At 60.1% G+C, this 20,252-nt stretch carries 20 protein-coding genes and 1 riboswitch; of the genes, 6 read left to right on the forward strand and 14 right to left on the reverse strand.

Annotated elements, in window-relative coordinates; all coding sequences use genetic code 11:
• The 7 genes from ACR0I8_RS09280 to pdxR all read right to left on the reverse strand — a co-directional run bounded on the left by ACR0I8_RS09280 (position 1) and on the right by pdxR (position 10,085).
• A complete protein-coding gene (locus ACR0I8_RS09280) occupies positions 1-888 on the reverse strand; it encodes a DmsC/YnfH family molybdoenzyme membrane anchor subunit (RefSeq protein ID WP_170690643.1) in 888 nt (295 codons plus the stop codon).
• Positions 888-1,637: a 4Fe-4S dicluster domain-containing protein gene (locus ACR0I8_RS09285; RefSeq protein ID WP_170690641.1), complete on the reverse strand. Its 750-nt coding sequence runs from the start codon at positions 1,635-1,637 to the stop codon at positions 888-890. Before ACR0I8_RS09285 ends, ACR0I8_RS09280 begins: the two co-directional genes overlap by 1 nt.
• 103 nt (positions 1,638-1,740) lie before the next feature.
• Positions 1,741-4,560, reverse strand: a complete 2,820-nt coding sequence (locus tag ACR0I8_RS09290; RefSeq protein ID WP_170690639.1) for a molybdopterin oxidoreductase family protein — start codon at positions 4,558-4,560, stop codon at positions 1,741-1,743.
• A gap of 27 nt (positions 4,561-4,587) precedes the next feature.
• A complete protein-coding gene (locus tag ACR0I8_RS09295; RefSeq protein ID WP_170690638.1) occupies positions 4,588-5,619 on the reverse strand; it encodes a putative sulfate exporter family transporter in 1,032 nt (343 codons plus the stop codon).
• 55 nt (positions 5,620-5,674) lie between these two features.
• Entirely contained in the window at positions 5,675-6,712 is a 1,038-nt protein-coding gene (pta, locus tag ACR0I8_RS09300) for a phosphate acetyltransferase (RefSeq protein ID WP_170690636.1), read from the reverse strand.
• A 5-nt stretch (positions 6,713-6,717) separates the two neighbouring features.
• Positions 6,718-8,496, reverse strand: a complete 1,779-nt coding sequence (gene xsc / locus ACR0I8_RS09305) for a sulfoacetaldehyde acetyltransferase (protein WP_170690634.1) — start codon at positions 8,494-8,496, stop codon at positions 6,718-6,720.
• Positions 8,497-8,624: 128 nt separating this feature from the next.
• On the reverse strand, positions 8,625-10,085 hold the full coding sequence (gene pdxR / locus ACR0I8_RS09310) for a MocR-like pyridoxine biosynthesis transcription factor PdxR (RefSeq protein WP_170690633.1): 1,461 nt from the start codon (positions 10,083-10,085) through the stop codon (positions 8,625-8,627).
• 132 nt (positions 10,086-10,217) lie between these two features.
• On the opposite strand from pdxR, the gene ACR0I8_RS09315 reads away from it, so the two are divergent.
• Both ACR0I8_RS09315 and ACR0I8_RS09320 read left to right on the forward strand, forming a co-directional pair.
• A complete protein-coding gene (locus ACR0I8_RS09315; RefSeq protein ID WP_170375462.1) occupies positions 10,218-10,526 on the forward strand; it encodes an ArsR/SmtB family transcription factor in 309 nt (102 codons plus the stop codon).
• Positions 10,519-11,550 carry a permease gene (locus ACR0I8_RS09320; RefSeq protein WP_170690631.1) on the forward strand — a complete coding sequence of 344 codons (1,032 nt, stop codon included), beginning with the start codon at positions 10,519-10,521 and terminating at the stop codon, positions 11,548-11,550. Before ACR0I8_RS09315 ends, ACR0I8_RS09320 begins: the two co-directional genes overlap by 8 nt.
• 53 nt (positions 11,551-11,603) lie before the next feature.
• Here the strand turns inward: ACR0I8_RS09320 and ACR0I8_RS09325 are convergent, their stop codons facing one another.
• Both ACR0I8_RS09325 and ACR0I8_RS09330 read right to left on the reverse strand, forming a co-directional pair.
• On the reverse strand, positions 11,604-11,993 hold the full coding sequence (locus tag ACR0I8_RS09325; protein WP_170552503.1) for a hypothetical protein: 390 nt from the start codon (positions 11,991-11,993) through the stop codon (positions 11,604-11,606).
• Positions 11,994-12,045: 52 nt separating this feature from the next.
• On the reverse strand, positions 12,046-12,810 hold the full coding sequence (locus tag ACR0I8_RS09330) for a DUF1013 domain-containing protein (RefSeq protein ID WP_170690629.1): 765 nt from the start codon (positions 12,808-12,810) through the stop codon (positions 12,046-12,048).
• 130 nt (positions 12,811-12,940) lie between these two features.
• Here ACR0I8_RS09330 and ACR0I8_RS09335 point away from each other — a divergent pair, with 130 nt between their 5' ends.
• Positions 12,941-13,582, forward strand: coding sequence for a ribonuclease T2 (locus tag ACR0I8_RS09335; RefSeq protein WP_170690627.1), 642 nt, complete (start codon positions 12,941-12,943; stop codon positions 13,580-13,582).
• Here ACR0I8_RS09335 and ACR0I8_RS09340 read toward each other — a convergent pair.
• On the reverse strand, positions 13,579-14,067 hold the full coding sequence (locus tag ACR0I8_RS09340; RefSeq protein WP_170638333.1) for a hypothetical protein: 489 nt from the start codon (positions 14,065-14,067) through the stop codon (positions 13,579-13,581). The genes ACR0I8_RS09335 and ACR0I8_RS09340 overlap by 4 nt on opposite strands.
• Before the next feature lie 196 nt (positions 14,068-14,263).
• On the opposite strand from ACR0I8_RS09340, the gene ACR0I8_RS09345 reads away from it, so the two are divergent.
• Positions 14,264-14,761: a lactoylglutathione lyase family protein gene (locus ACR0I8_RS09345; RefSeq protein WP_170483306.1), complete on the forward strand. Its 498-nt coding sequence runs from the start codon at positions 14,264-14,266 to the stop codon at positions 14,759-14,761.
• A gap of 70 nt (positions 14,762-14,831) precedes the next feature.
• On the opposite strand, the gene recR is transcribed toward ACR0I8_RS09345, so the two are convergent.
• The 3 genes from recR to ACR0I8_RS09360 form a co-directional block, all read right to left on the reverse strand.
• Entirely contained in the window at positions 14,832-15,425 is a 594-nt protein-coding gene (recR, locus tag ACR0I8_RS09350) for a recombination mediator RecR (RefSeq protein ID WP_170638337.1), read from the reverse strand.
• Between the two features lie 61 nt (positions 15,426-15,486).
• Positions 15,487-15,831: a YbaB/EbfC family nucleoid-associated protein gene (locus ACR0I8_RS09355; RefSeq protein ID WP_170328851.1), complete on the reverse strand. Its 345-nt coding sequence runs from the start codon at positions 15,829-15,831 to the stop codon at positions 15,487-15,489.
• Positions 15,832-16,063: 232 nt separating this feature from the next.
• The gene (locus ACR0I8_RS09360) at positions 16,064-17,821 is read right to left on the reverse strand and encodes a DNA polymerase III subunit gamma/tau (RefSeq protein WP_170690625.1); all 1,758 of its coding nucleotides are present in this window, start codon (positions 17,819-17,821) and stop codon (positions 16,064-16,066) included.
• A 169-nt stretch (positions 17,822-17,990) separates the two neighbouring features.
• Here ACR0I8_RS09360 and ACR0I8_RS09365 point away from each other — a divergent pair, with 169 nt between their 5' ends.
• Positions 17,991-18,494, forward strand: coding sequence for a phosphatase domain-containing protein (locus ACR0I8_RS09365; RefSeq protein WP_170690624.1), 504 nt, complete (start codon positions 17,991-17,993; stop codon positions 18,492-18,494).
• On the opposite strand, the gene ACR0I8_RS09370 is transcribed toward ACR0I8_RS09365, so the two are convergent.
• Positions 18,491-18,898 carry a hypothetical protein gene (locus ACR0I8_RS09370; RefSeq protein WP_170690622.1) on the reverse strand — a complete coding sequence of 136 codons (408 nt, stop codon included), beginning with the start codon at positions 18,896-18,898 and terminating at the stop codon, positions 18,491-18,493. The two genes, ACR0I8_RS09365 and ACR0I8_RS09370, sit on opposite strands and share 4 nt — an antisense overlap.
• Positions 18,899-18,986: 88 nt before the next feature.
• Positions 18,987-19,206, reverse strand: a riboswitch (cobalamin riboswitch).
• Positions 19,207-19,366: 160 nt separating this feature from the next.
• Here ACR0I8_RS09370 and ACR0I8_RS09375 point away from each other — a divergent pair.
• A complete protein-coding gene (locus ACR0I8_RS09375) occupies positions 19,367-20,224 on the forward strand; it encodes an alpha/beta fold hydrolase (RefSeq protein WP_170690620.1) in 858 nt (285 codons plus the stop codon).
• Positions 20,225-20,252: the final 28 nt, after the last annotated feature.

Consider the following 20,252-nt stretch of genomic DNA (forward strand, 5'->3'; position numbering starts at 1 on the left):
TCAACGTTTGCCGTAGTAGAGCCCAACCACATGCTCCGCCTGCGCGAAGAACAGCCAGCGTGACGCGGCAACCCCTGCCAGGTGAGAAACCACTGCCAGCAGCGCAAGCAGGTGTTTTAGCGCGAGCCCTTCCAACGGAATCGCGATGAACACGACAGGCAGCGCAAAGGCCAACAGGAACGAGATGATCCGCAGCTTCTCGGCATGTTTGCGGCCAACCACGTGGACGAACTCTCGTAGCAAGTAGTTGGTTCCGGTATGCGGAGGCTCAAACGCACGCACCGACCCGCGCTGACCCAATCCTGTCGCTGTCCCAAGGTCAGTCCCCGAGCTGGCAAGCGCCTTGTCCCCCTGACGCCAATACAGAATCTGCACCAGAGCGGCGATCAACAGCAAAGGCAGCGCGACCGAGGTTTGACCGGCCATCAACGCCCCTCCGGCCAGGCTGAAGCTGAGGAACATGGCCGGTGTCAGTTTCATGTTCCAACGGGGGATCGTCTTGAGCTGGGTGTAGATCATCGACGTGGTGAACACCGTGGCGAGCGAGAACAACGCGCCGAGCCAACCCAAAAGACTCCAGCGTTCGCCCATGAAAACTGAACCGATTGCGAACAAGCCCATCAGGACTAGTGCGATCACCGCGCACCAGCCCTCGCGGCTGAGCCAGCTAGAGCGCCATTGCGTTAACGCCTTCCAAGCACGCTCTGGGTGACCGAGGTGAAAGGTTGACGCCAGCAATCCGCCGACGGCCAACCCATAGGCAATCAGGAAAAAGACAAAGGCGACCCAGCCCGTAACGTCTGGCATTCCGAGGCCTAGAAAGAACAGCAGTCCAAAGCCGAGGCCGGACAGTGTGGTGAAGATGATAACGGAAGGGGCCGGATGCATCAGAGCTTCTCCAGAGTTTTGTCAAGCCAGCCGAGGAACCCTTTGGGCTCTTCCGCGACGGGGACCAGAAGTGGGGCCAGAATGTCAATCTGGTCCTCGATCTGATCTTTGGGTCTGGGCGGCAGGTATTTGTTGACGGGTTTGGTGCCCATTTCGGGCATCAGGTCCATGCCGTCCCGTTCAGCGACCAGCTTGCTGACGTCGCTGTTAGGATCGCCGAGGTCCCCGAAATGACGCGCTCCGGCTGGGCAGGTGCGGACGCAGGACGGCACCCGATCCACTTCGGGCAGGTTTTCGTTGTAGATGCGATCGACGCAGAGGGTGCATTTCTTCATCACGCCCTCGGCCACATCCATTTCCCGCGCGCCATAGGGGCAGGACCAGGCGCAGAGGCCGCAGCCGATGCAGTCGCTTTCGTTGACCAGCACGATCCCATCCTCGACGCGTTTGTAGCTGGCCCCGGTTGGGCAGACCGTGACGCAGGGTGCGTCTTCGCAATGCAGGCAGGATTTGGGGAAGTGGACCAGTTGGGCGGGGCCCTCGGCCGGAGTGACCTCGTAGGAGTGGACACGGTTCAGGAATGTGCCCGAGGGGTTGCCGCCATAGGCATCCTGATCAGACAAGGGTGCGCCGTAGTTTTCAGTGTTCCAGCCTTTGCAGGAAATCACGCAGGCGTGGCAGCCGACGCAGGTATCCAAGTCGATGACGAGGCCCATTTTGCGATCAGTGGATTGGGGGAGTTGCGTCATATCCGGGAACCTCGGCTTTGGTGGGCGGGGCAGGGGGCCAGCCCCCTCTTGAGCCGTTGGCTCAATTCACCCCCGGGATACTTTTGGCCAGATGAAGATTGGATCATATGCCGACCTTCCACGCGATATCCTTCGGGCCGGTGCCGACTGGGGAATTGATCGGGGCAAATTCGGGTTGGCTTTCGGTATCCGCCGGAGGGGCGGCCTTTTCGATCCTGACTTTCAGGTCGAACCATGCGGCCTGACCGGTGATCGGGTCCGAGTTGGCCCATCGCATACCGTCCCCCTTGGGCGGTAGCAATTCGTGGATCAGGTGGTTGAGCAGGAAACCCTTGGTGGCCTCGGGCGCGTCCTCTTGCAGCGCCCATGCGCCTTTGCGCTTGCCGATGGCGTTCCATGTCCAGACGGTGTTTTCATTCAGTGCGGCCATTTCCATCACAGGGACGGTGATCTCGCCATGAGGAGAGGTGACCTTGGCCCAGTCGCCGTCTTGCAGCCCGTGTTCGCGCATCAGCTTCGTGGGGACGTAGAGCGGGTTGCGTCCGTGCAGTTGCCTCAGCCACGCGTTTTGGGTGCCCCAACTGTGATACATCGCCATGGGGCGCTGAGTCAGGGCGTTGACGGTGAAGCCCTCGTTGCCTTGTTGGTCGGTCTCGTACCAGATGGGCAGGGGGTCCATCGTGTGTTTCAGGCGGTCGCGCAGGTGTTCGGGCGGCTGGCGATCGCCATGCCCCTCGGCGGCCAGTTGGAACTTGCGCATCGGCTCAGAGTACAGCTGGAACAGGTAGGGCTGCGGGCTGTCATAGAGGCCCATTCCGACGGCCCAATCCTGATACGCGGCGTTCCACGGTTTATAGTAGTCCGCGCCTTCGGGGATGTGGGCGACGTAGAAGCCTCCGTTTTCAATATAGCGGTTCAACTGGTCCGGGTTGACCTCTCCGCGCCCTTCCTTGGTGCCATCTTCGCCCCGGAACCCGGCCAGAGGGCCGATACCCGGCTTGCGCTGGTGATTGACGATATAGTCGGCATAGTCCTTCCACTTGGGCGTGCCGTCTTCGTTGGTGAAGCCCGGCAGGCTCATGCGGTTGGCGAGTTGGATCAGCACAGACTGGAACCCGCGCACGTCACGGTCGGGTTCGACCACCGGCCAGCGGATGGCATCGGCGGCGGCGTCGGCCTCGCAGATCGGGCGATCCAGCAGCGAGATACAGTCGTGCCGCTCAAGATAGGTGGTATCTGGAAGGATCAGGTCGGCATAGGCAACCATTTCTGAGGAATAGGCATCCGAGTAGATGATATGCGGAATGACGTATTTGCCGTCTTCGGTCTTGGCCGACAGCATCTCCATCACACCTTTGGTGTTCATGGAGGAGTTCCACGACATATTCGCCATATACATGAACAACGTGTCGATCTTGTAGGGATCACCCGCGGCGGCGTTCGAGATCACCATGTGCATCAGCCCGTGGGCCGACATCGGGTTTTCCCACGTAAAGGCCTTGTCAATGCGCTGAGCGGTGCCGTCTTCATCTAGTAGCAGGTCTTCGGGGCCGCGCGGGAAACCAAGGTGAGGGCCTTCCAGCGGGCGGCCTGGGCGGCGGTCTCCGTGCGGTGTCGGGTGCGCCTCGACGGGTTTTGGGTAGGGCGGTTTGAAGCGAAAGCCGCCGGGAACCTCGACCGTACCCAGCAGGATCTGCAGCACATGCAGCGCGCGACAGGTCTGGAAGCCGTTGGCATGGGCCGAGATTCCGCGCATGGCGTGGAAGCTGACCGGGCGGCCTGTCATTTTGGAGTGCTTTTCGCCGCGGAAATCGGTCCATTCCTGGTCAAGCTCGATGGCCTCATCAAAGGCGACGCGGGCGATTTCGGCGGCGATGGCGCGGATTTTCTGGGCCGGAATACCACAGCGCTCGGCCACCTGTTCGGGGGCGCGATCGTCCGAGAGGTATTTCTCGGCCATCTGATGGAAGACCGGTCGGTGAGTTACGCCATCTTTGTCGTAGGTGGCGGACAGATCCGGGCGCACGCCGGGTTTGTCAAAGGCGGTCGGCTCACCGGTCACACGGTCGATCACCAAAGGCTTTCCGTCTGCATCGCGCAGGAAAAGGCCCTTCTCGGGGCCGTCAGAAGCATTCACCAGAACCGGCGCGTTGGTGTAGCGGGCAAGGTAGTCGAGGTCGATCTTGCCAGCCTTCATCAGCACATGGATCAGCGACAGGATGAAAAGCCCATCGGTGCCCGGCGTGATCCCGACCCAATCGTCAGCCACCGCGTTGTAGCCCGAGCGGATCGGGTTCACCCCGATCACCCGCGCGCCACGCGCCTTGATCTTGCCGATGCCCATCTTGATCGGGTTACTGTCGTGGTCTTCCGCCACGCCGAACAGCATGAACAGCTTGGTGTGGTCCCAATCGGGCTGGCCGAACTCCCAAAACGCGCCGCCCATTGTGTAGATGCCGCCCGCTGCCATGTTGACCGAGCAGAACCCGCCATGGGCTGCATAATTGGGCGTACCGAAATTCTGTGCCCAGAAGCTTGTGAAGCTCTGACTCTGGTCGCGGCCGGTGAAGAAGGCCAGCTTGTGCGGGGCAGTCTCGTGCAGCTCGTTCAGCCAACCGACGGCGGTGCTGATCGCCTCGGCCCACTCGATCTCGCGAAACTCACCCGAGCCGCGTGGACCGACCCGGCGCAGCGGTTTGCGCAGGCGTGAGGGCGCGTTGACCTGCATGATCCCGGCGCTGCCCTTGGCGCAAAGCACGCCTTTGTTGACCGGGTGGTCACGGTTGCCCTCGATATAGGCAACCTTTCCGTCCTTCATGTGAACATTGATGCCGCAGCGACAGGCGCACATATAACAGGTGGTGCGCCGGATCTCGTCCGAGACTTTCGGGCTGGTGTCGATCTTCGGTTGCTGGATTGTCATCTGGCGTCCTTATGTCGGGGCGGCGGGTCAGGTTAGGAATGTTAGTCCGGCGAGGATAATTCCTGCAATAAAAAGAGTTTCCACGACGATCAGGGCGATGGCTGCGCCTCCGACCGAGAGGATTTGTTTCAGGTTCGTCTTCATTCCAACCGCAGCGATCGCGATCAGAAGCAACCAGCGGGATGTCTGGCTGAGTAACTCGGACAGGAAGGGCGGGATCAGGCCGAACGAGCTGGCCGCAGCCAGCATCAGAAACCCGATCACAAAGCCGGGCAGGATGGGAGGGCGCTTGCCCGCTTCGTCCATGTCGGTGACGCTGCGGATGATCAGCGAGGCGACCAGGACCACCGGGGCCAGCATCGCCACACGGAACAGTTTGACCAGCGTGGCGGTGTCGCCGGTTTGTTCAGAGATTGAGAAGCCTGCGCCGACGACCTGGGCGACATCGTGGATCGTGCCACCCAGAAACACACCGCCCGCTACGTCATCCATGCCCAGTGTGCGCACCAGAATCGGATAGGCGATCATGGCGATGGTCGACAGGACGGTGACGCCCAGAACGGTGAAGATCAGGCGTTCCTCGGATCGTTCATCCTTGGGTAGGATGGCGCTGATCGCCATTGCCGCAGACGCGCCGCAGATGGCGACAGAGCCGGCGGTTAGGAATGCAAAGCGCCATTTGTGACCAAAGAACCGTGCGATTAACAAACCGAACGCGATAGTGGCCAATACGCCGCCAACCACAAGGGCGATCAGGTCCCAACCCAATCCCATCATCAGCGTCATGGAAATCCGCACACCCAAAAGCGCCACGCCAAGCCGCAGCAGGGATCGGGCTGCAAAACCGATACCGGGGACGGTTTTGCCCTCTTCGCCCAGAAAGCTGAGCGCGATGCCAAGCAGCAAGGCCATCAGCATGGCTGGGGTCGCGTAATGCTCCGACAGGAATTTCGCCGTCACGGCAACAGTGATGGCCACCATAACCCCGGGGAACAATGTTCGAGCCGTCTGGGCGACATCCGCGCCGAAGGAGCTTTTGAGTTCAGTCTTACCCAGCATCGGTTCGTTGATCTTTCTTGAACACGTTTACAGTTAAGCGGCAAAGCCGCAGAGGTTATGCAGTAGCTGGATGAACTGGCTCTTGCGATGAACCCACTTGTTGTGCCTGCACGGCGGTCACGGCGATCATGTGCAACACATCGTCTGAAGAACAGCCGCGCGACAGGTCGTTTGCGGGTTTCGCCAAGCCTTGGAGAACGGGCCCAATGGCCTCGGCCCCGCCAATGCGCTGGGCGATCTTGTACCCCAGGTTGCCCGCATCGAGGTTGGGAAAGACAAACACGTTTGCTTTCCCTTCCAGAGGTGAGTTCTTGGCCTTTTTACTGGCGACCTCTGGCACATAGGCAGCGTCGAACTGCAACTCTCCGTCGATGATCAGGTCCGGATTGGCGGTTTTGGCGATTTGTGTGGCCTCAACCACCTTTGACACTTTCGGATGGCTGGCGCTGCCGCTCGTCGAGAAAGATAGCATCGCAACACGAGGTTCTTTTCCTGTGAGTGTGCGATAGGACGCGGCCGACGCCTGAGCGATCTCAGCCAACTCGCGTTCGTTCGGATCAACGACCAACCCGCAGTCGGCGAAAATATGGGCGCCCTGAACCGTGTGGTGGTCGCGGTCATAGATCATCAGAAAGAAACTGGACACCATATGGGCGTCAGGTGCTTTGCCGATGATCTGCAAAGCGGCACGAACAGTGTCCGAAGTGGTTTCCACAGCACCGCCGACCGTGCCGTCAGCCAGCCCGATATGGACCAACATAGCGGCGTAGTTCAGACGATTTTGCACCAGAGACTTCGCAGTCTCAGCCGTTACGCCTTTGTGTTTGCGCAGTTCGAAATAGGCATTGGCAAAGCGATCCAAGTGGGGCGAAGTAGCCGGATCGTGGATGTCTATCCCGGCTACATCACTTCCGCCTTTTTCAGCCAATAACGAGGCAACTTTGGTCTGATCGCCGACAAGGATAATATCGGCTGCATCTTCGGCACGTGCTTTCAGCGCACCTTCTACAACACGTGGATCATCGCCCTCAGCAAGGGCGATGATCTTTTTGGAACTGGTCGCAGCCCCGAGAATTTGATGTAGGGGCTTCACCGCGATCAGGCCTCGACTTGCGGCTTCATGTCTGCTGCTTCGATACCCGCAACCGCAACCGGCTTCTTCATCGCGTCGCGGCGGAACGGCTCACCCAGTTCCTGGTTGATCATGGCTTCGATCAACGTGGTGATGCCGTTCTTCTGATCTTCGATCGCCTGGTTCAGCGCAGCTGTCAGTTCGTCCTGCGTACGTGCGACGACGCCTTTCAGACCGCAGGCCTCCGCGATACCGGCGTAAGAGACCTTCGTGTCCAACTCAGTGCCGACGAAGTTGTCGTCGAACCACAGGGTCGAGTTCCGCTTTTCCGCTCCCCACTGGTAGTTGCGGAAGACGATCTGGGTCACGGCGGGCCATTCTTCACGGCCGATTGCCGTCAGCTCGGTTACGGCGATGCCAAAGGCACCGTCGCCCGAGAAACCAACAACGGGCACATCCGGGCAGCCGATCTTGGCGCCGATCACCGACGGCAAACCATAGCCACAGGGGCCGAACAGGCCGGGGGCCAGATATTTGCGGCCTTCCTCAAACGAGGGGTAAGCGTTGCCGATGGCGCAGTTGTTGCCGATGTCGGACGAGATGATCGCCTCTTTCGGCAGTGCTGATTGAATCGCACGCCAAGCCATACGCGGGCTCATCCAGTCCGGCTTGGCCGCACGAGCGCGTTCGTTCCAGGTCGTGCCCGGGTCGTCCTGCTCGTGGTCCATTGAGGTCAGTTCCTGCGCCCAACGCGACTTGGTTTCAGCGATTTTCGCCTTACGCGCATCGCGGCCTTCATCGCCCGCAGTGCCTGAAAGCTGTGCCAGGATGCTTGTTGCAACGGTGGCTGCGTCGCCAACGATACCAACGGAGACCTTCTTGGTCAGGCCGATGCGGTCCGGGTTGATGTCGACCTGAATGATTTTCGCTTCAGTCGGCCAGTACTCCATACCGTATCCGGGCAGGGTCGAGAACGGGTTCAGACGTGTACCAAGGCACAGAACAACGTCTGCTTCCTTGATCAGCTCCATCGCAGCTTTCGAGCCGTTGTAACCCAGAGGGCCGGCAAACAGCGGGTGCGAGCCGGGGAAAGCGTCGTTGTGCTGGTAGCCAACGCACACGGGGGCGTCCAGACGCTCGGCCAGCGCTTTCGAAGCTTCGATGCCTCCTGCGGACAGCACCGTGCCAGCACCGTTCAGAATGACTGGGTTCTTGGCTTCCGACAGCAGCGCGGCAGCTTCGGTCACGGCAGAGGCGCCGCCCGAAGGCAGTTCGAATTCGACCACGGCAGGCAGCTCGATATCGACAACCTGAGTGAAGAAGTCACGGGGCACGTTGATCTGTGCCGGGGCGGAGGCGCGCTTGGCTTTGGTGATCACGCGGCTGAGGACTTCGGCCATGCGCGACGGGTCGCGCACTTCTTCCTGATAGCAGACGCAGTCTGCGAACATCCGCATCTGTTCCATTTCCTGGAAACCGCCCTGACCCATGGTCTTGTTCGCGGCCTGAGGAGTAACCAGCAGCAGCGGGGTGTGGTTCCAGTAGGCGGTTTTGACGGCGGTGACAAAGTTGGTGATGCCAGGGCCGTTCTGCGCAATCATCATCGACATTTTGCCGGTGGCGCGGGTGTAGCCGTCGGCCATCATCCCGCCCGAGCCTTCATGCGCGCAATCCCAGAAGGTGATGCCAGCTTTCCCGAAAATATCCGAGATCGGCATCATGGCAGAACCGATGATGCCAAAGGCATGCTCGATCCCGTGCATCTGCAGAACCTTAACAAAGGCTTCTTCCGTGGTCATTTTCATCGGTGGCTCTCCAAAACTGAATGCGTGAATTGGCCGGGGGGTTCAGCCCGGCCTTTGATACGGTTTTGGCGTATGGGTGCGGATGGCGTTAGGGCCAGATGAGGCGGCGGAATACGTCCAGCCGTCGGTCAACTGTCCCGGATCGCATCCGCGATCAGCTTCACCCCGGCCTCGATGCGGTCCGGCGCAATCGAGGAATACCCTAGACGGTAGAAATTCCGAGGCGGCTTCGGCCCCGAAAAGAACGGCGCACCGGGCTCGATATGCACCCCTTGCGCCTGCAATGTGGCGGCCAGTTGCGCGGTGTCTACATGCGAGGGGGCCTCCATCCAAATAGACGAACCGCCAAGCACGCCGCGCCCTGCGACCTGCAGCGCATGGGTTTGAACGGCTTTGTCCAACGCCTCTCGCCGTTGGGCCAAGGCGTTCGACATGCGCCGGATCTGTGCGTCGTAGTGCCCGAGGGACAGGAAATAGGCTGCCGTGCGCTGAACATGCCCCGGAGGATGCCGCAATACGAGCGATCGAAGCGCGCGGGCTTCGCGGATGAAGGTTTCAGACCCGACCATGTAGCCCAGGCGCAACCCCGGAAACAGCGATTTCGAGAAGCTGCCCACATAGATTACCCGCCCGTCGCGATCCATGGATTTGAGCGCGGGTGAGGGCGCGCCCAGATAAGCCATCTCGAACTCGTAGTCGTCCTCGACGATCATGGCGTTCAGCGCGGACGCGCGTTCCAAAAGGGCGGTCCTGCGGCTGACGGGCATGGTGGCCGTTGTCGGGCTTTGGTGGCTGGGGGTAGTAAAGATTACATCGGTGTCGTCTGGCAGGGCCTCGGGCGGCAGACCGTCACCATCCACGCGGATCGGGGCCATGGTGCAATCCGAATGGCTCAGCAGCTCACGCAACGCGTAGTAGCAGGGGTCTTCGATTGCCGCTGTGCGCCCTTTTTTCAGAAGAATGCGCGAGGCCAGCCACAACGCGTTCTGCGCGCCAAGCGTGATCAGGATCTCTTCGGGACGAGCGGTGATGCCTCGGCGTGGCAGGGTGTGGCGGGCAATAAACTCGACCAGCAGAGGATCGTCCTGATCAGCGTAGTCAGTCGTAAGGGACTCGAAATCCTTGTGTCCCAGCGCCCGAACCGCGCAAAGTCGCCAGTTCGCGTGGTCAAACAGAGTCCGGTCAGCCTGCCCGTAGATGAATGGGTATTTGTAGTTGCGCCAGTCCTGAGGTTTGGTCAGCACATTACCGCCCGAAAACCGCCGGGCCAGCGCATTGTCCCAGTCGACCGTCTCTTCGCTGCGCGGGACGGGCGTGTATTTCGGCGGGACCGGCGCGTTTTCGGATACATAGTAGCCCGAACGCCCTTTGGCGGTCAGATAGTCATTGGCCAGAAGCTCGGTATAGGCCAGCGTCACAGTAATCCGACTGACGCCCAGGTGGGTCGCCAGTTTGCGCGACGAGGGCAGCTTTTCCCCGATGTGGAACCGGCCCGACAGGATGCCTTCGGCGATCATCTGCTGGATTTGCGCCTGCAGCGTCCCCTGTCCGTTCAGCTCAAGAAAGAAAGTGTCAACCGAAATAGCCATGAGCGCTTATAGGTTGGACTTAAGGCGGTGGCAATCTGGACTTACATGCCTCGGAGTGAATTTGTGATGTGGCTTGACGAGGAAATTCGAATCACCTAAATAACTAGAAATCTAGTTTAATGGAGAATTCAGATGTGGGAAACCGCTGCAGCAGGATTTTCGGCCATGGGGTCCGAAGCCCGGTTGAAGGTTCTGAAAACACTTGTGAGGGCCGGGCAGGCCGGTCTGACCGTGGGTGAGATCCAGACACGTACCGGCATCGCCCCCTCCACGCTTGCGCATCACCTTCGGTTTCTGGCCGCAGGTGGTGTGGTTGAACAGGAAAAGATCGGGCGCACGACGATCAATCGCGCCTGTTTCAACGAGTTGCGAAACCTGGCGCAGTTTATTCTAAGCGAATGCTGCGCAGACGAAGTAGGAAAGGCCGCAAACGATGGCTGAACTATCACAAAACCCAAAAGCCTCGGCCAAACTCGCGCTGGATGTGATCAAAACGCCTTGGGCTTTGATCGTCGCGATACTGGCGTTGGTCGCAGTTTTCGATCCGGGCAACTGGGCTGAGGTCGTAAGTTTCGCCGCCAAAGCACTGGCGCATACGGGCCAGTATATCCTGTTCGCCGTCCTTCTGCTGTCCTATCTCAAGGCCACCGGCGCCGAAGTCATGGTAGCACGCGCGTTTGAAGGGCGAGAAACCCGGATGATCTTTCTGGCCGCCCTGTTCGGAGGGCTTGCGCCGTTTTGTTCCTGTGAGGTGATCCCATTCATCGCCGGGCTTCTGGCACTGGGCGCGCCGCTCTCTGCGGTGATGGCCTTCTGGCTTAGCTCTCCACTCATCGACCCGCCGACATTGCTGATCACCGCAGGCGCATTGGGGTGGCCTTTTGCCATCGGCAAGGCCGTTGCAGCGGTTGCCTTGGGCCTATTCGGCGGGTTCGCCGTGCGTCTTCTGATGCGCAACGGGGCCTTCGCTCAGCCCCTGCGGGAATACAAACCCGCCGGATGCTGTGGGTGCGGCCCCAAGCTGGATGACAAACCCGTCTGGACGTTCTGGCAGGAACCCGAACGCTGTCAGCGTTTCCGTTCTGAGTTCGTGCATAACGGTCTCTTCCTGCTGAAATGGCTGGCTCTGGCCTATGTGCTTGAGGCGCTTCTGGTCAGCTATGTGCCTGCCGACCTGATCGCAAGCGTTGTCGGCGGAGAAGGCGTGCTGCCCATCGTCGTGGCCGCGCTGGTCGGAATGCCCGCCTACCTGAACTCCTATGTCGCGCCGCCGCTTCTGGCGGGACTGATGGAGCAAGGCATGACGGCAGGCGCGGCCATGTCCTTCATGGTGGCAGGGGCGGTCAGCTCGATCCCGGCCATGGCTGCGGTCTGGTCATTGGTGAAACCGCGCGTCTTCGCTACCTATCTGACCCTCGGGGTTGGGGGCGCGATTGTCGCCGGGATCTTGTTCCAGATGCTCTGAAAAAGAAAACGCCCGGCGCAGTGCCCGGGCGTTTTCCTCTGGTTCGCTAGGGATCAACCAGCCTCGCAGAACCGAGGCAGTTTGAACCTGTATCGTGCTTCTCCGCTTTCCACGTAGACGCGTTTTTCCACACAAGCGCTGGTGCCGACCGATTGGGATACTGGAGCCTCGGTTGAGGTGATCGACGTGGCCGTCCCATCCGGCAGACGAACTGAGGCGATGACCCCGTTCTTGAGATCCCCGTTGATCGCTGTGGCTGACAAAACCGGGACGGTCATGAAGGAATGATGCTCATGCTCGCCGTCGTCCCCCAGTAGGAAAAGGCCGCCGACGATGAAAGCCATGACCACAGCAGCCGCCAGACCTAAACCCCAGGTTTTCAGAAAGGCGTAGATCGTAACGGCGCGGTGTGGGCCAAAGATGGCAGATAGAATGCTGAGCATGAGAGGTCCCGAGAAAACGCCCCAGCCAGTTTAGACCGGGGCGGGCCAGAAATCAGGGGCGCAGATCGTCTTCTTCTTCGTCGTCCCCGCCACCTTTGGGCAGGTTGAAGAAGCTGTCGGCGTCCACGATCGGATCACTGTCTTCCTTGTCGGATTCCGGCTCGTCCGACAGCGAGAAGGTTTCCAGACCTTCAATCGCGGTCGGGATCTTCGGTGCTGCGTCCATTTCCAGCGACTGCTCGGTCGAGACCAGCTTGCGGCGCTCGTCATCGCTCATCACGCCGCCTTCGGCGGCTTTCTTCGCAGCGGCCTTCTGCACCACGGCGTCCAGTTCGGACTGTTTGCACAGGCCCAAGGCAACCGGGTCGATGGGCTGCATGTTGGCGATGTTCCAGTGCGTGCGTTCGCGGATCGACTGGATGGTCGGCTTGGTGGTGCCAACCAGCTTGGCGATCTGACCGTCGCTAAGCTCGGGGTGGAACTTGACCAGCCACAGGATCGAGTTCGGACGGTCCTGACGCTTGGACAGCGGGGTGTAACGCGGGCCACGGCGCTTTTCCTCGCCCGTTGCCGACGGGTTGAACTTGAGCTTCAGCTTGTGCAGCGGGTTGTTCTGCGCTGCATCGATCTCTTCCTGCGTCAACTGGTTGTTGGCAAGCGGGTCGAACCCTTTAACACCAGCGGCCACATCGCCATCGGCAATGCCCTGCACTTCAAGCTCGTGCATTCCTACGAAATCCGCGATCTGCTTAAAGCTGATCGTGGTGTTGTCCACCAGCCATACGGCTGTTGCCTTGGCCATAAGCGGTTTTGCCATCAGCCCGTCTCCTATACATACATCTGTCCCGTCGCCGGAATTCGGCGGCCCCGGGGTTTTGGGGCAGGTTTCCGTTGTCGGGGAACTTGGGGTGTATATAGTCGCCGCGACGCAAGAAGGGAAGAGGCGAATGCGCCATGGGTTTTTAACGCTGGTTTTGTGGGTCACAAGCGCAGTTGCCGGGCTGGCCGAGGGCGAAAAGGCCGGTGAGTTCGACTATTACGTTCTGGCGCTCAGCTGGTCTCCGAACTGGTGCGCGCGCGAAGGGGATGCCCGCGGGTCGGACCAATGCGACGCCCGGCATGACCACGGTTGGATATTGCACGGGCTCTGGCCGCAGTTCCATCAGGGCTGGCCCTCCTATTGCCGCACGCCCGAGGCCCCGCCGTCGCGCGCGATGACCCGCGCGATGGAGGATATTCAGGGCAGTGCGGGACTTGCATGGCATCAGTGGAAGAAACACGGCACCTGTTCGGGCCTGTCGGCGCGGGGCTATATGGATTTGTCGCGCGAAGCGTATAGTCGCGTGACCCGGCCCGAGGTGTTCCGCCAGCTTGATACCTCGGTCAAACTGCCCGCGTCGATCGTGGAAGAGGCCTTTCTAAAGGCCAACCCTAAGCTCGAGCGCGACATGATCACGATCACCTGCAAACAGGGTTACATCGAAGAGGTTCGCCTGTGCCTGTCCCGCGACCTTGATCTCGTGCCCTGCGGCCGCGATGTCATCCGGGACTGCACGGCTCAGGACGCCCTGTTCGACCCGATTCGTTAAAGCTTTCTGTTCTGACAGTCTCGTGCGTATTCCAGCGCCTTTGCAGTGCCTTTGAGGTCGATGGCCATCACTACTTCGCCCGCCGGGTTGTAAACCGTCATCGTCTTGTTCTGAGCAATCGCAGTGACGAAATTCCGGTCAGTGAAAAAGACGGTCGCGCCGGGGACGTCACGCTCGTTGAAGCCAATGGCGGTAGCGTCATAGCTTTTGCCGTCCAGAGCAAACCGGATCGGGTAAGTTTTGCCTTGTTCGATATCGCCCCAGGCCTTGTTGTAGACGGCGAAATACCCGCGATTGCCTAGCGCGTCATAGCCGATCCGAACGACCGAGAGGTCCTGATACACCGTCTGGATCAGGCACCCATTGCCCAACGCGGGGTCCATCATGATATTCCAGCCGTCGACAAAGCCTTTGTCGATCAGTTGCTGAGAAAACGCTGCAGTGGCTGTAAAGGCGGCAAGTGTGAGGGCAAAAAGGCGTTTCATAACAGTTCCCAAAATCAAACGGATAAGGTCATAGCCATAGTACACGCCGCGTGCGGCAGGCAAAGGCCATTCTTGACTGATATCATCGCGAAAGAAGACCTATGTGCATGGCTGAACCCGGCTATGTCTCGCCGGGGAGGCGCTTGAAACTCGGCTGTGGCACAATAGTTTTGCCCCATAAAACAAGGAACGAGCCATGCCGCAACATCCAAGAACGTTCTCTCACATCGGATTGTCCGTCCCAAACGTTGACGAGGCTGTAAAGTTCTACTCCGAAGTCCTTGGTTTCTACGTGATCATGCCACCGACTGATGTGGTAGAGGATGACACGGATATTGGTGTCATGTGCACTGATGTGTTTGGTCCTGAGTGGAAAAAACTACGTATTGCGCATCTCGCGACTGCTGATCGCATCGGGTTCGAGCTTTTCGAGTTTGACGGGAATTATGTACCGGAAAACAATATCGATTTTCGCCAGAATGGTACGTTCCATTTTTGCGTCCAAGACCCGGATGTCGAAGGCCTGGTAGAAAAAATCGTTGCAGCGGGTGGCAAACAACGTATGCCGATTCGATACTATTATCCCGGAGAGAAACCCTACCGAATGGTCTACGTCGAAGACCCCTTTGGTATTGTCTTCGAGATCTACAGCCATTCTTACGAATTGACGTACTCTTCGGGCGCCTACACCTGAAATACGAGGCGGTGTCTCGTGTGCAACCGGAGGGGGTGAAAGCGTTCCGGTTGCTGTCATATTGCAATGCTCAGAGCTCTTTTCGTGCCCTCAGTGCTGCGGTAATCGTCCCGTCATCCAGATAGTCGAGCTCGCCTCCAATCGGCACGCCTTGCGCCAGTGAGGTCAGGCGGACCTGCCCCTCCAACTGATCGGCGATGTAGTGCGCTGTGGTCTGGCCGTCGACGGTGGCGTTCAGGGCCAGAATGATCTCGGTGACGCCTTCGGCCACAACCCGGTCCTTGAGGCGAGGAATGCGCAACTCATCCGGGCCAACGCCATCCAGCGCCGAAAGCGTGCCGCCCAACACGTGATAGCGCCCTTTGAACACGCCGGCACGCTCCATCGCCCAGAGGTCGGCGACGTCTTCGACCACGCAAAGCTCTCCGGTCGCGCGGGCCTCATCGTTGCAGATGTCACAGATGTCGGTGGTGCCCACATTGCCGCAATTCAGGCACTCGCGGGCTGTGATGGCGACTTGCTGCATCACGTCGGACAGGGGTGTCAGTAGCAGCGCACGTTTGCGGATCAGGTGCAGCACCGCGCGGCGGGCCGAGCGAGGGCCGAGGCCAGGGAGTTTGGCCATCAGGTCGATCAGATTGTCGATGTCGCTGTTGGAACTCACGGCCTGTCCTGTCTGGCGCCGGAGGGAGCCTCCGGCGGGAGAATTATTGAAAAGATGGAGATCAGAACGGCAGCTTGATGTCTGCGGGCAGGCCCATGCTTTCGGTCAGTTTGGCCATCTCGGCCTGGGAGCGCTCGGCGGCTTTGGTCTGAGCGTCCTTGATGGCCGCAAGGATCAGATCCTCGACCACTTCCTTGTCGTCGCCATTGAAGATCGACGGATCGATATCCAAGCCCTTCAGCTCTCCCTTGGCGGTTGCGGTTGCCTTGACCAACCCTGCGCCGGACTCGCCTACAACCATAAGGTTGTTCAGCTCTTCCTGCATCTCGGTCATCTTGGTCTGAAGATCCTGCGCGGATTTCATCATCTTGGCCATATCGCCCAGGCCGCCTAGTCCTTTGAGCATGTTGCTTCTCCTGTAGGTCCGGTTTTTGACTAGATACGGGGGTCACCGTGGTGACACAAGAGCAGAGCACACTCCCGCCCGTCGTCAAGGTCTTTGGCAAGACCTTTCCTCCCGTTGGGCCCGGCAGCGCTCGGGCAAAGCCCGAGCGCTGCCGGGCCCAAGGCCGCTCAGGGTGATCGGCGTCAGCCGATTGCCCGTGGCGGGCGCGGGAGGGTTTGGTTTTGTATAGAGGTCAGTCTTCTTCGAAAGGATCCCATTCATCTTCGACCTCGGGCAGGGCTTCGGTCTCGACTTGGGCGGCGCGTTGTTCCGGTGTTTCGATCCGGGTGATTTTGGCCTTGGGAAAACTTGCCAGAACGGCCTGAACCAGCGGATGCGCCGAGGCCTCTTCTTTCAGATCCAGTTCCGCTTTATCGCGGATTTCGGCGATCGTCGGAGCGTCGCCATCCGATACAATGGACACCGCCCATCTGTTGCCAGTCCAACGTTGCAGGGCCGATCCCAGCCGTGGTGCAAGATCGGTCGGAGCTTGCGACGATGGGGTGAATTCGATCCGTCCTGGCTGGTAAGAGACCAGCCGCACGCCGTTTTCGACCTCGACCAGAAGCTTGACGTCTCGGTTGTTCCGGATCAGCTCGACCACATGTTCGAAACTTGGGTATCGCGCCAGTGCCGTCTGGGTATCTTGCGCCAAGGCGGCGACTGGTGCGCCGCCGGACCCGCGTGGCGCAGGGGCGTAGCTTGTAGTGGCGCGGGCTTCGACCGGGGCCGCGCCGTTGCTTTGAATGGGCATCCCACCGCCAGGCCCGCCACCGGGGGGAGGAGGCGTATCCTGCAGCCGTTTGATCAGTTCTTCCGGGCTAGGCAGGTCGGCCACATGAGTCAGTCGGATCACAGCCATTTCGGCAGCCATCATGGCGTTGGGGGCGGCTGAAACTTCCTCAAGCGCTTTCAACAGCATCTGCCACATCCGAGTCAGTACCCGCATGGGGAGGGCCTCAGCCATCTGCTGGCCACGGGCGCGTTCATCCGGGGAAACAGTGGGGTCTTCGGCTGCGTCCGGGGTGATCTTCACGACCGAGACCCAATGCGTGATCTCAGCCAGATCACGCAGCACGGCCAATGGATCAGCCCCTTCGGCATATTGGCCACCAAGCTCGGTCAGTGCCCCTGCCGCATCGCCACTTAGGATCATGTCCATGAGGTCCAGAACCCGGCCACGATCCGCCAGGCCCAGCATCGCGCGCACTTGATCTGCCGTCGTCTCTCCGGCCCCGTGCGAGATCGCCTGATCCAGCAATGAAGTCGCGTCGCGGGCAGATCCCTCGGCGGCACGGGTGATCAGAGCCAACGCATCCTCGGCAATCTCGGCGCTCTCAGCCGAGGCGATCTTGCGCAGCAGGCCGATCATATCCTCGGGTTCGATCCGGCGCAGGTCGAAGCGTTGGCAGCGCGACAGAACCGTGACGGGAACCTTGCGGATCTCGGTTGTGGCGAAGATGAACTTCACATGCGCCGGCGGCTCCTCGAGCGTCTTGAGCAGCGCGTTGAAGGCGCTGGTCGACAGCATGTGGACCTCATCGATGATGTAGATCTTGTAGCGGGCCGAGGCTGCGCGGTAGCGAACACTGTCGATAATCTCGCGAATATCATTCACGCCGGTGCGGCTGGCGGCGTCCATCTCCATTACGTCGACATGACGGCCCTCCATGATGGCGACGCAGTGCTCACATTGGCCGCAAGGCTCGGTCGTGGGTCCGCCAGTTCCGTCCGGTCCGATGCAGTTCATGCCTTTCGCAATGATCCGTGCGGTCGTGGTTTTACCGGTTCCGCGAATGCCTGTCATGACAAAGGCTTGCGCGATGCGATCCGCCTCGAACGCGTTTTTGAGCGTGCGGACCATCGCATCCTGACCCACCAGATCGGCAAAGGTTTCCGGGCGGTATTTTCGGGCGAGAACCTGATAGGCGGGGCTGTCTGAGTCGGTCATGTCTGCTCTGGCGGATTCGGAACGTCACCGCAGCGTAGAGGCCCGCGCCGCCCGCGTCCACATGAGTTGAAGAACGATTTTGTTTTGGAAACTGGCACGTCAGGGGTACACTCTTCAGATAGTGAATCAAGCCTAGAGTCAGGATCAACGCTTCCGGGGGGATGCTGTCATGACGAATTTGGTCATTCATGCTTTGCAAGTGGGCGGGGGCACACTTGCCCTAACGTCGATGCCGGGAAAGGGCGGCGACTATGCAGGCGACCTTGAAACGATTGGAGATTGGAGGCCGGGGCTCGTGCTTTCGATGACAACCGACGCCGAGCTGGTCCAGTTTGGAGCCCGCGATTTTGGCCGCGACGTTCAGGGGCGCGCCAGCCGCTGGGTGCATCTGCCGATTCAGGATTTCGGCGTGCCACCGTCAGAGGTTGATGCGCAATGGCCCGATGTTAGTGCCGCGGCGCGGCAGGCTTTGTCTGGCGGAGGGCGCGTGCTTGTCCATTGTCAGGGCGGATGTGGTCGCTCTGGCATGGTGGTGCTGAGGTTGATGATCGAATGCGGCGAGGCTCCAACCCAAGCGCTGGATCGGTTGCGCAAGCTACGCCCCTGCGCGGTCGAAACCGATGCACAGAAGCACTGGGCCACCTTGCCCGCCCGAGCTTTGGCAGACTCCTAAGCCGACAGTTGCAGTTCCGCCGGGGTCGTTTTGCGCGGCGAAATCACTGATGCCTCGAGCATGGCGCAGGGCAGGGATGTCATCGCTGCGCTAGGCAGGCTGCTCGTTTCGGTACCGAACATAAGGTCGGCGTAGCGATCGAGGGTCTCGCTGTCGGCATTAGGATCCGCTCCGCAATAAACCCGCACCCGAGACTGGCTGGCCTGAAACCGGGCGTGGCAGCCGTCCGTGCAATGGGTCAGGTCGCTGCTGCCTTCGATTTCGAAATCCGATGTGGTCGCCGGACCGGCTTGGTCCAGCGCGTCGACCATTGAACGCGCCAGCCGCGCCAGTGCCGGGCAAGTTTTGCCCGTATGTTGGCAGATGGTTGCGGAGAACCTATGTGTCTTCGTCTTCCAGATCATCCTGCGCCCTCCGCGCGGTGGACAGGGGCTGGGATCAGGTGGGGCAGATAGGGTCTGCCACGGCCTGCCCGGACACCCCGCCCGAGTTTGGGTTATGTTGACGATGGCAGGTCTCCTGACTTGCGGGTCATCGCTTTGCCGACCTTCCCGGCCTTTCGGCCAGTGGCTCTTCGACATCGCTCGCCGCTTACAGTTGCGGGGGCAGTCGCGGATTTGGTTCGTCCCGAGCAAGCCGGGGAAAACCGCACCGTGTTCCCTTTTCATCCCGACCTCTTGTGAAAGCCGGGAACCATCGCATCATCGCTAGCGTTCATAACCATCCTGAGTCAAGTTGAACTTTCTGCGCTGCGGAAAGCCGATCCGCAAAGTGGACGCGTGGTCAAGCTGGATCGCAGTTGACTTGCATGGGCTGTCTGGGGTCAAGTTGCAATGTGAACTCATCAGTTCAGTTTCCCGCCGAGGATGCCCATGTTGGATTCAAACCAAACAGTGCTGATCGAAAATGTTCAGATCCCGGTGGGGGATGGCGCCCTGTCCGGGCGGATCTACCGACCCGTGGAGCAGCCCGAGACAGTGGTGGTGGTCAACAGCGCGACGGGTGTTCCGCGTGACTACTACAAGCATTTCGCACAGTGGTTGGCGTCGGATCAGGATATCGCCTGTCTGATCTATGACTACCGGGAATTCGGTCATTCGAAATCGGGGCCACAGCGTCGGTCGAAGATCTCGATGGCGGATTGGGCGTTGCAGGACATGCCCGCCGCGCGGGCCGAGATGCGCCGACGGTTCCCGCTGTCGCAGCAATGGTCAGTTGGTCATTCGCTTGGAGGGATGCTGGGGCCAGTGCAGCCGGATATCGACAAGATTGATCGCATGATCTGCGTCTGTTCCGGCCTTGTGACACTGCGCGATCATCCTTGGCCGTACCGCGCTTTGGCAGGGTTGTTCTGGTACGGGCACGTGCCTCTGGTCGTGCGCAGTTTGGGGTATTTGCCCGGCAAGGCTCTGGGGTTCGGGTCGGACCTGCCGCCTGCGGTCTATTGGCAGTGGCGTAAATGGTGCACCGCGCCGCACAGCTACCTGCCCGAGATCGGAGACACCCTGCCGCATGCCACATGGCAAGATGCTGACACTCCCGTCGACCTGTTTGCATTCACAGATGATGAGATGGTCCCCGAAGCCGCCGTTTGGCGGTTGGCCGAGCTTTATGGGCCGAAAGCACTTTGTCACCTGTTGTCGCCAGGAGAATTCGGCGTTCCGGAAATCGGCCATATTGGTGTGTTTGCCCGCCGCAATGCTGCGCTCTGGCACCGATTGATCGCTTGATGGGGGGCGCCGGCGGACCGGCGCCCTT

It is taken from the genome of Ruegeria sp. BG9 (genome assembly GCF_056538305.1).

Excerpts from the sequence above, each read along its gene's own strand:
- ACR0I8_RS09280 (WP_170690643.1), bottom strand. The coding sequence starts at position 888 with ATGCATCCGGCCCCTTCCGTTATCATCTTCACCACACTGTCCGGCCTC.
- ACR0I8_RS09285 (WP_170690641.1), bottom strand. The coding sequence starts at position 1,637 with ATGACGCAACTCCCCCAATCCACTGATCGCAAAATGGGCCTCGTCATC.
- ACR0I8_RS09290 (WP_170690639.1), bottom strand. The coding sequence starts at position 4,560 with ATGACAATCCAGCAACCGAAGATCGACACCAGCCCGAAAGTCTCGGAC.
- ACR0I8_RS09295 (WP_170690638.1), bottom strand. The coding sequence starts at position 5,619 with ATGCTGGGTAAGACTGAACTCAAAAGCTCCTTCGGCGCGGATGTCGCC.
- xsc (WP_170690634.1), bottom strand. The coding sequence starts at position 8,496 with ATGAAAATGACCACGGAAGAAGCCTTTGTTAAGGTTCTGCAGATGCAC.
- pdxR (WP_170690633.1), bottom strand. The coding sequence starts at position 10,085 with ATGGCTATTTCGGTTGACACTTTCTTTCTTGAGCTGAACGGACAGGGG.
- ACR0I8_RS09315 (WP_170375462.1), top strand. The coding sequence starts at position 10,218 with ATGTGGGAAACCGCTGCAGCAGGATTTTCGGCCATGGGGTCCGAAGCC.
- ACR0I8_RS09320 (WP_170690631.1), top strand. The coding sequence starts at position 10,519 with ATGGCTGAACTATCACAAAACCCAAAAGCCTCGGCCAAACTCGCGCTG.
- ACR0I8_RS09325 (WP_170552503.1), bottom strand. The coding sequence starts at position 11,993 with ATGCTCAGCATTCTATCTGCCATCTTTGGCCCACACCGCGCCGTTACG.
- ACR0I8_RS09330 (WP_170690629.1), bottom strand. The coding sequence starts at position 12,810 with ATGGCAAAACCGCTTATGGCCAAGGCAACAGCCGTATGGCTGGTGGAC.
- ACR0I8_RS09335 (WP_170690627.1), top strand. The coding sequence starts at position 12,941 with ATGCGCCATGGGTTTTTAACGCTGGTTTTGTGGGTCACAAGCGCAGTT.
- ACR0I8_RS09340 (WP_170638333.1), bottom strand. The coding sequence starts at position 14,067 with ATGAAACGCCTTTTTGCCCTCACACTTGCCGCCTTTACAGCCACTGCA.
- ACR0I8_RS09345 (WP_170483306.1), top strand. The coding sequence starts at position 14,264 with ATGCCGCAACATCCAAGAACGTTCTCTCACATCGGATTGTCCGTCCCA.
- ACR0I8_RS09355 (WP_170328851.1), bottom strand. The coding sequence starts at position 15,831 with ATGCTCAAAGGACTAGGCGGCCTGGGCGATATGGCCAAGATGATGAAA.
- ACR0I8_RS09360 (WP_170690625.1), bottom strand. The coding sequence starts at position 17,821 with ATGACCGACTCAGACAGCCCCGCCTATCAGGTTCTCGCCCGAAAATAC.
- ACR0I8_RS09365 (WP_170690624.1), top strand. The coding sequence starts at position 17,991 with ATGACGAATTTGGTCATTCATGCTTTGCAAGTGGGCGGGGGCACACTT.
- ACR0I8_RS09370 (WP_170690622.1), bottom strand. The coding sequence starts at position 18,898 with ATGATCTGGAAGACGAAGACACATAGGTTCTCCGCAACCATCTGCCAA.
- ACR0I8_RS09375 (WP_170690620.1), top strand. The coding sequence starts at position 19,367 with ATGTTGGATTCAAACCAAACAGTGCTGATCGAAAATGTTCAGATCCCG.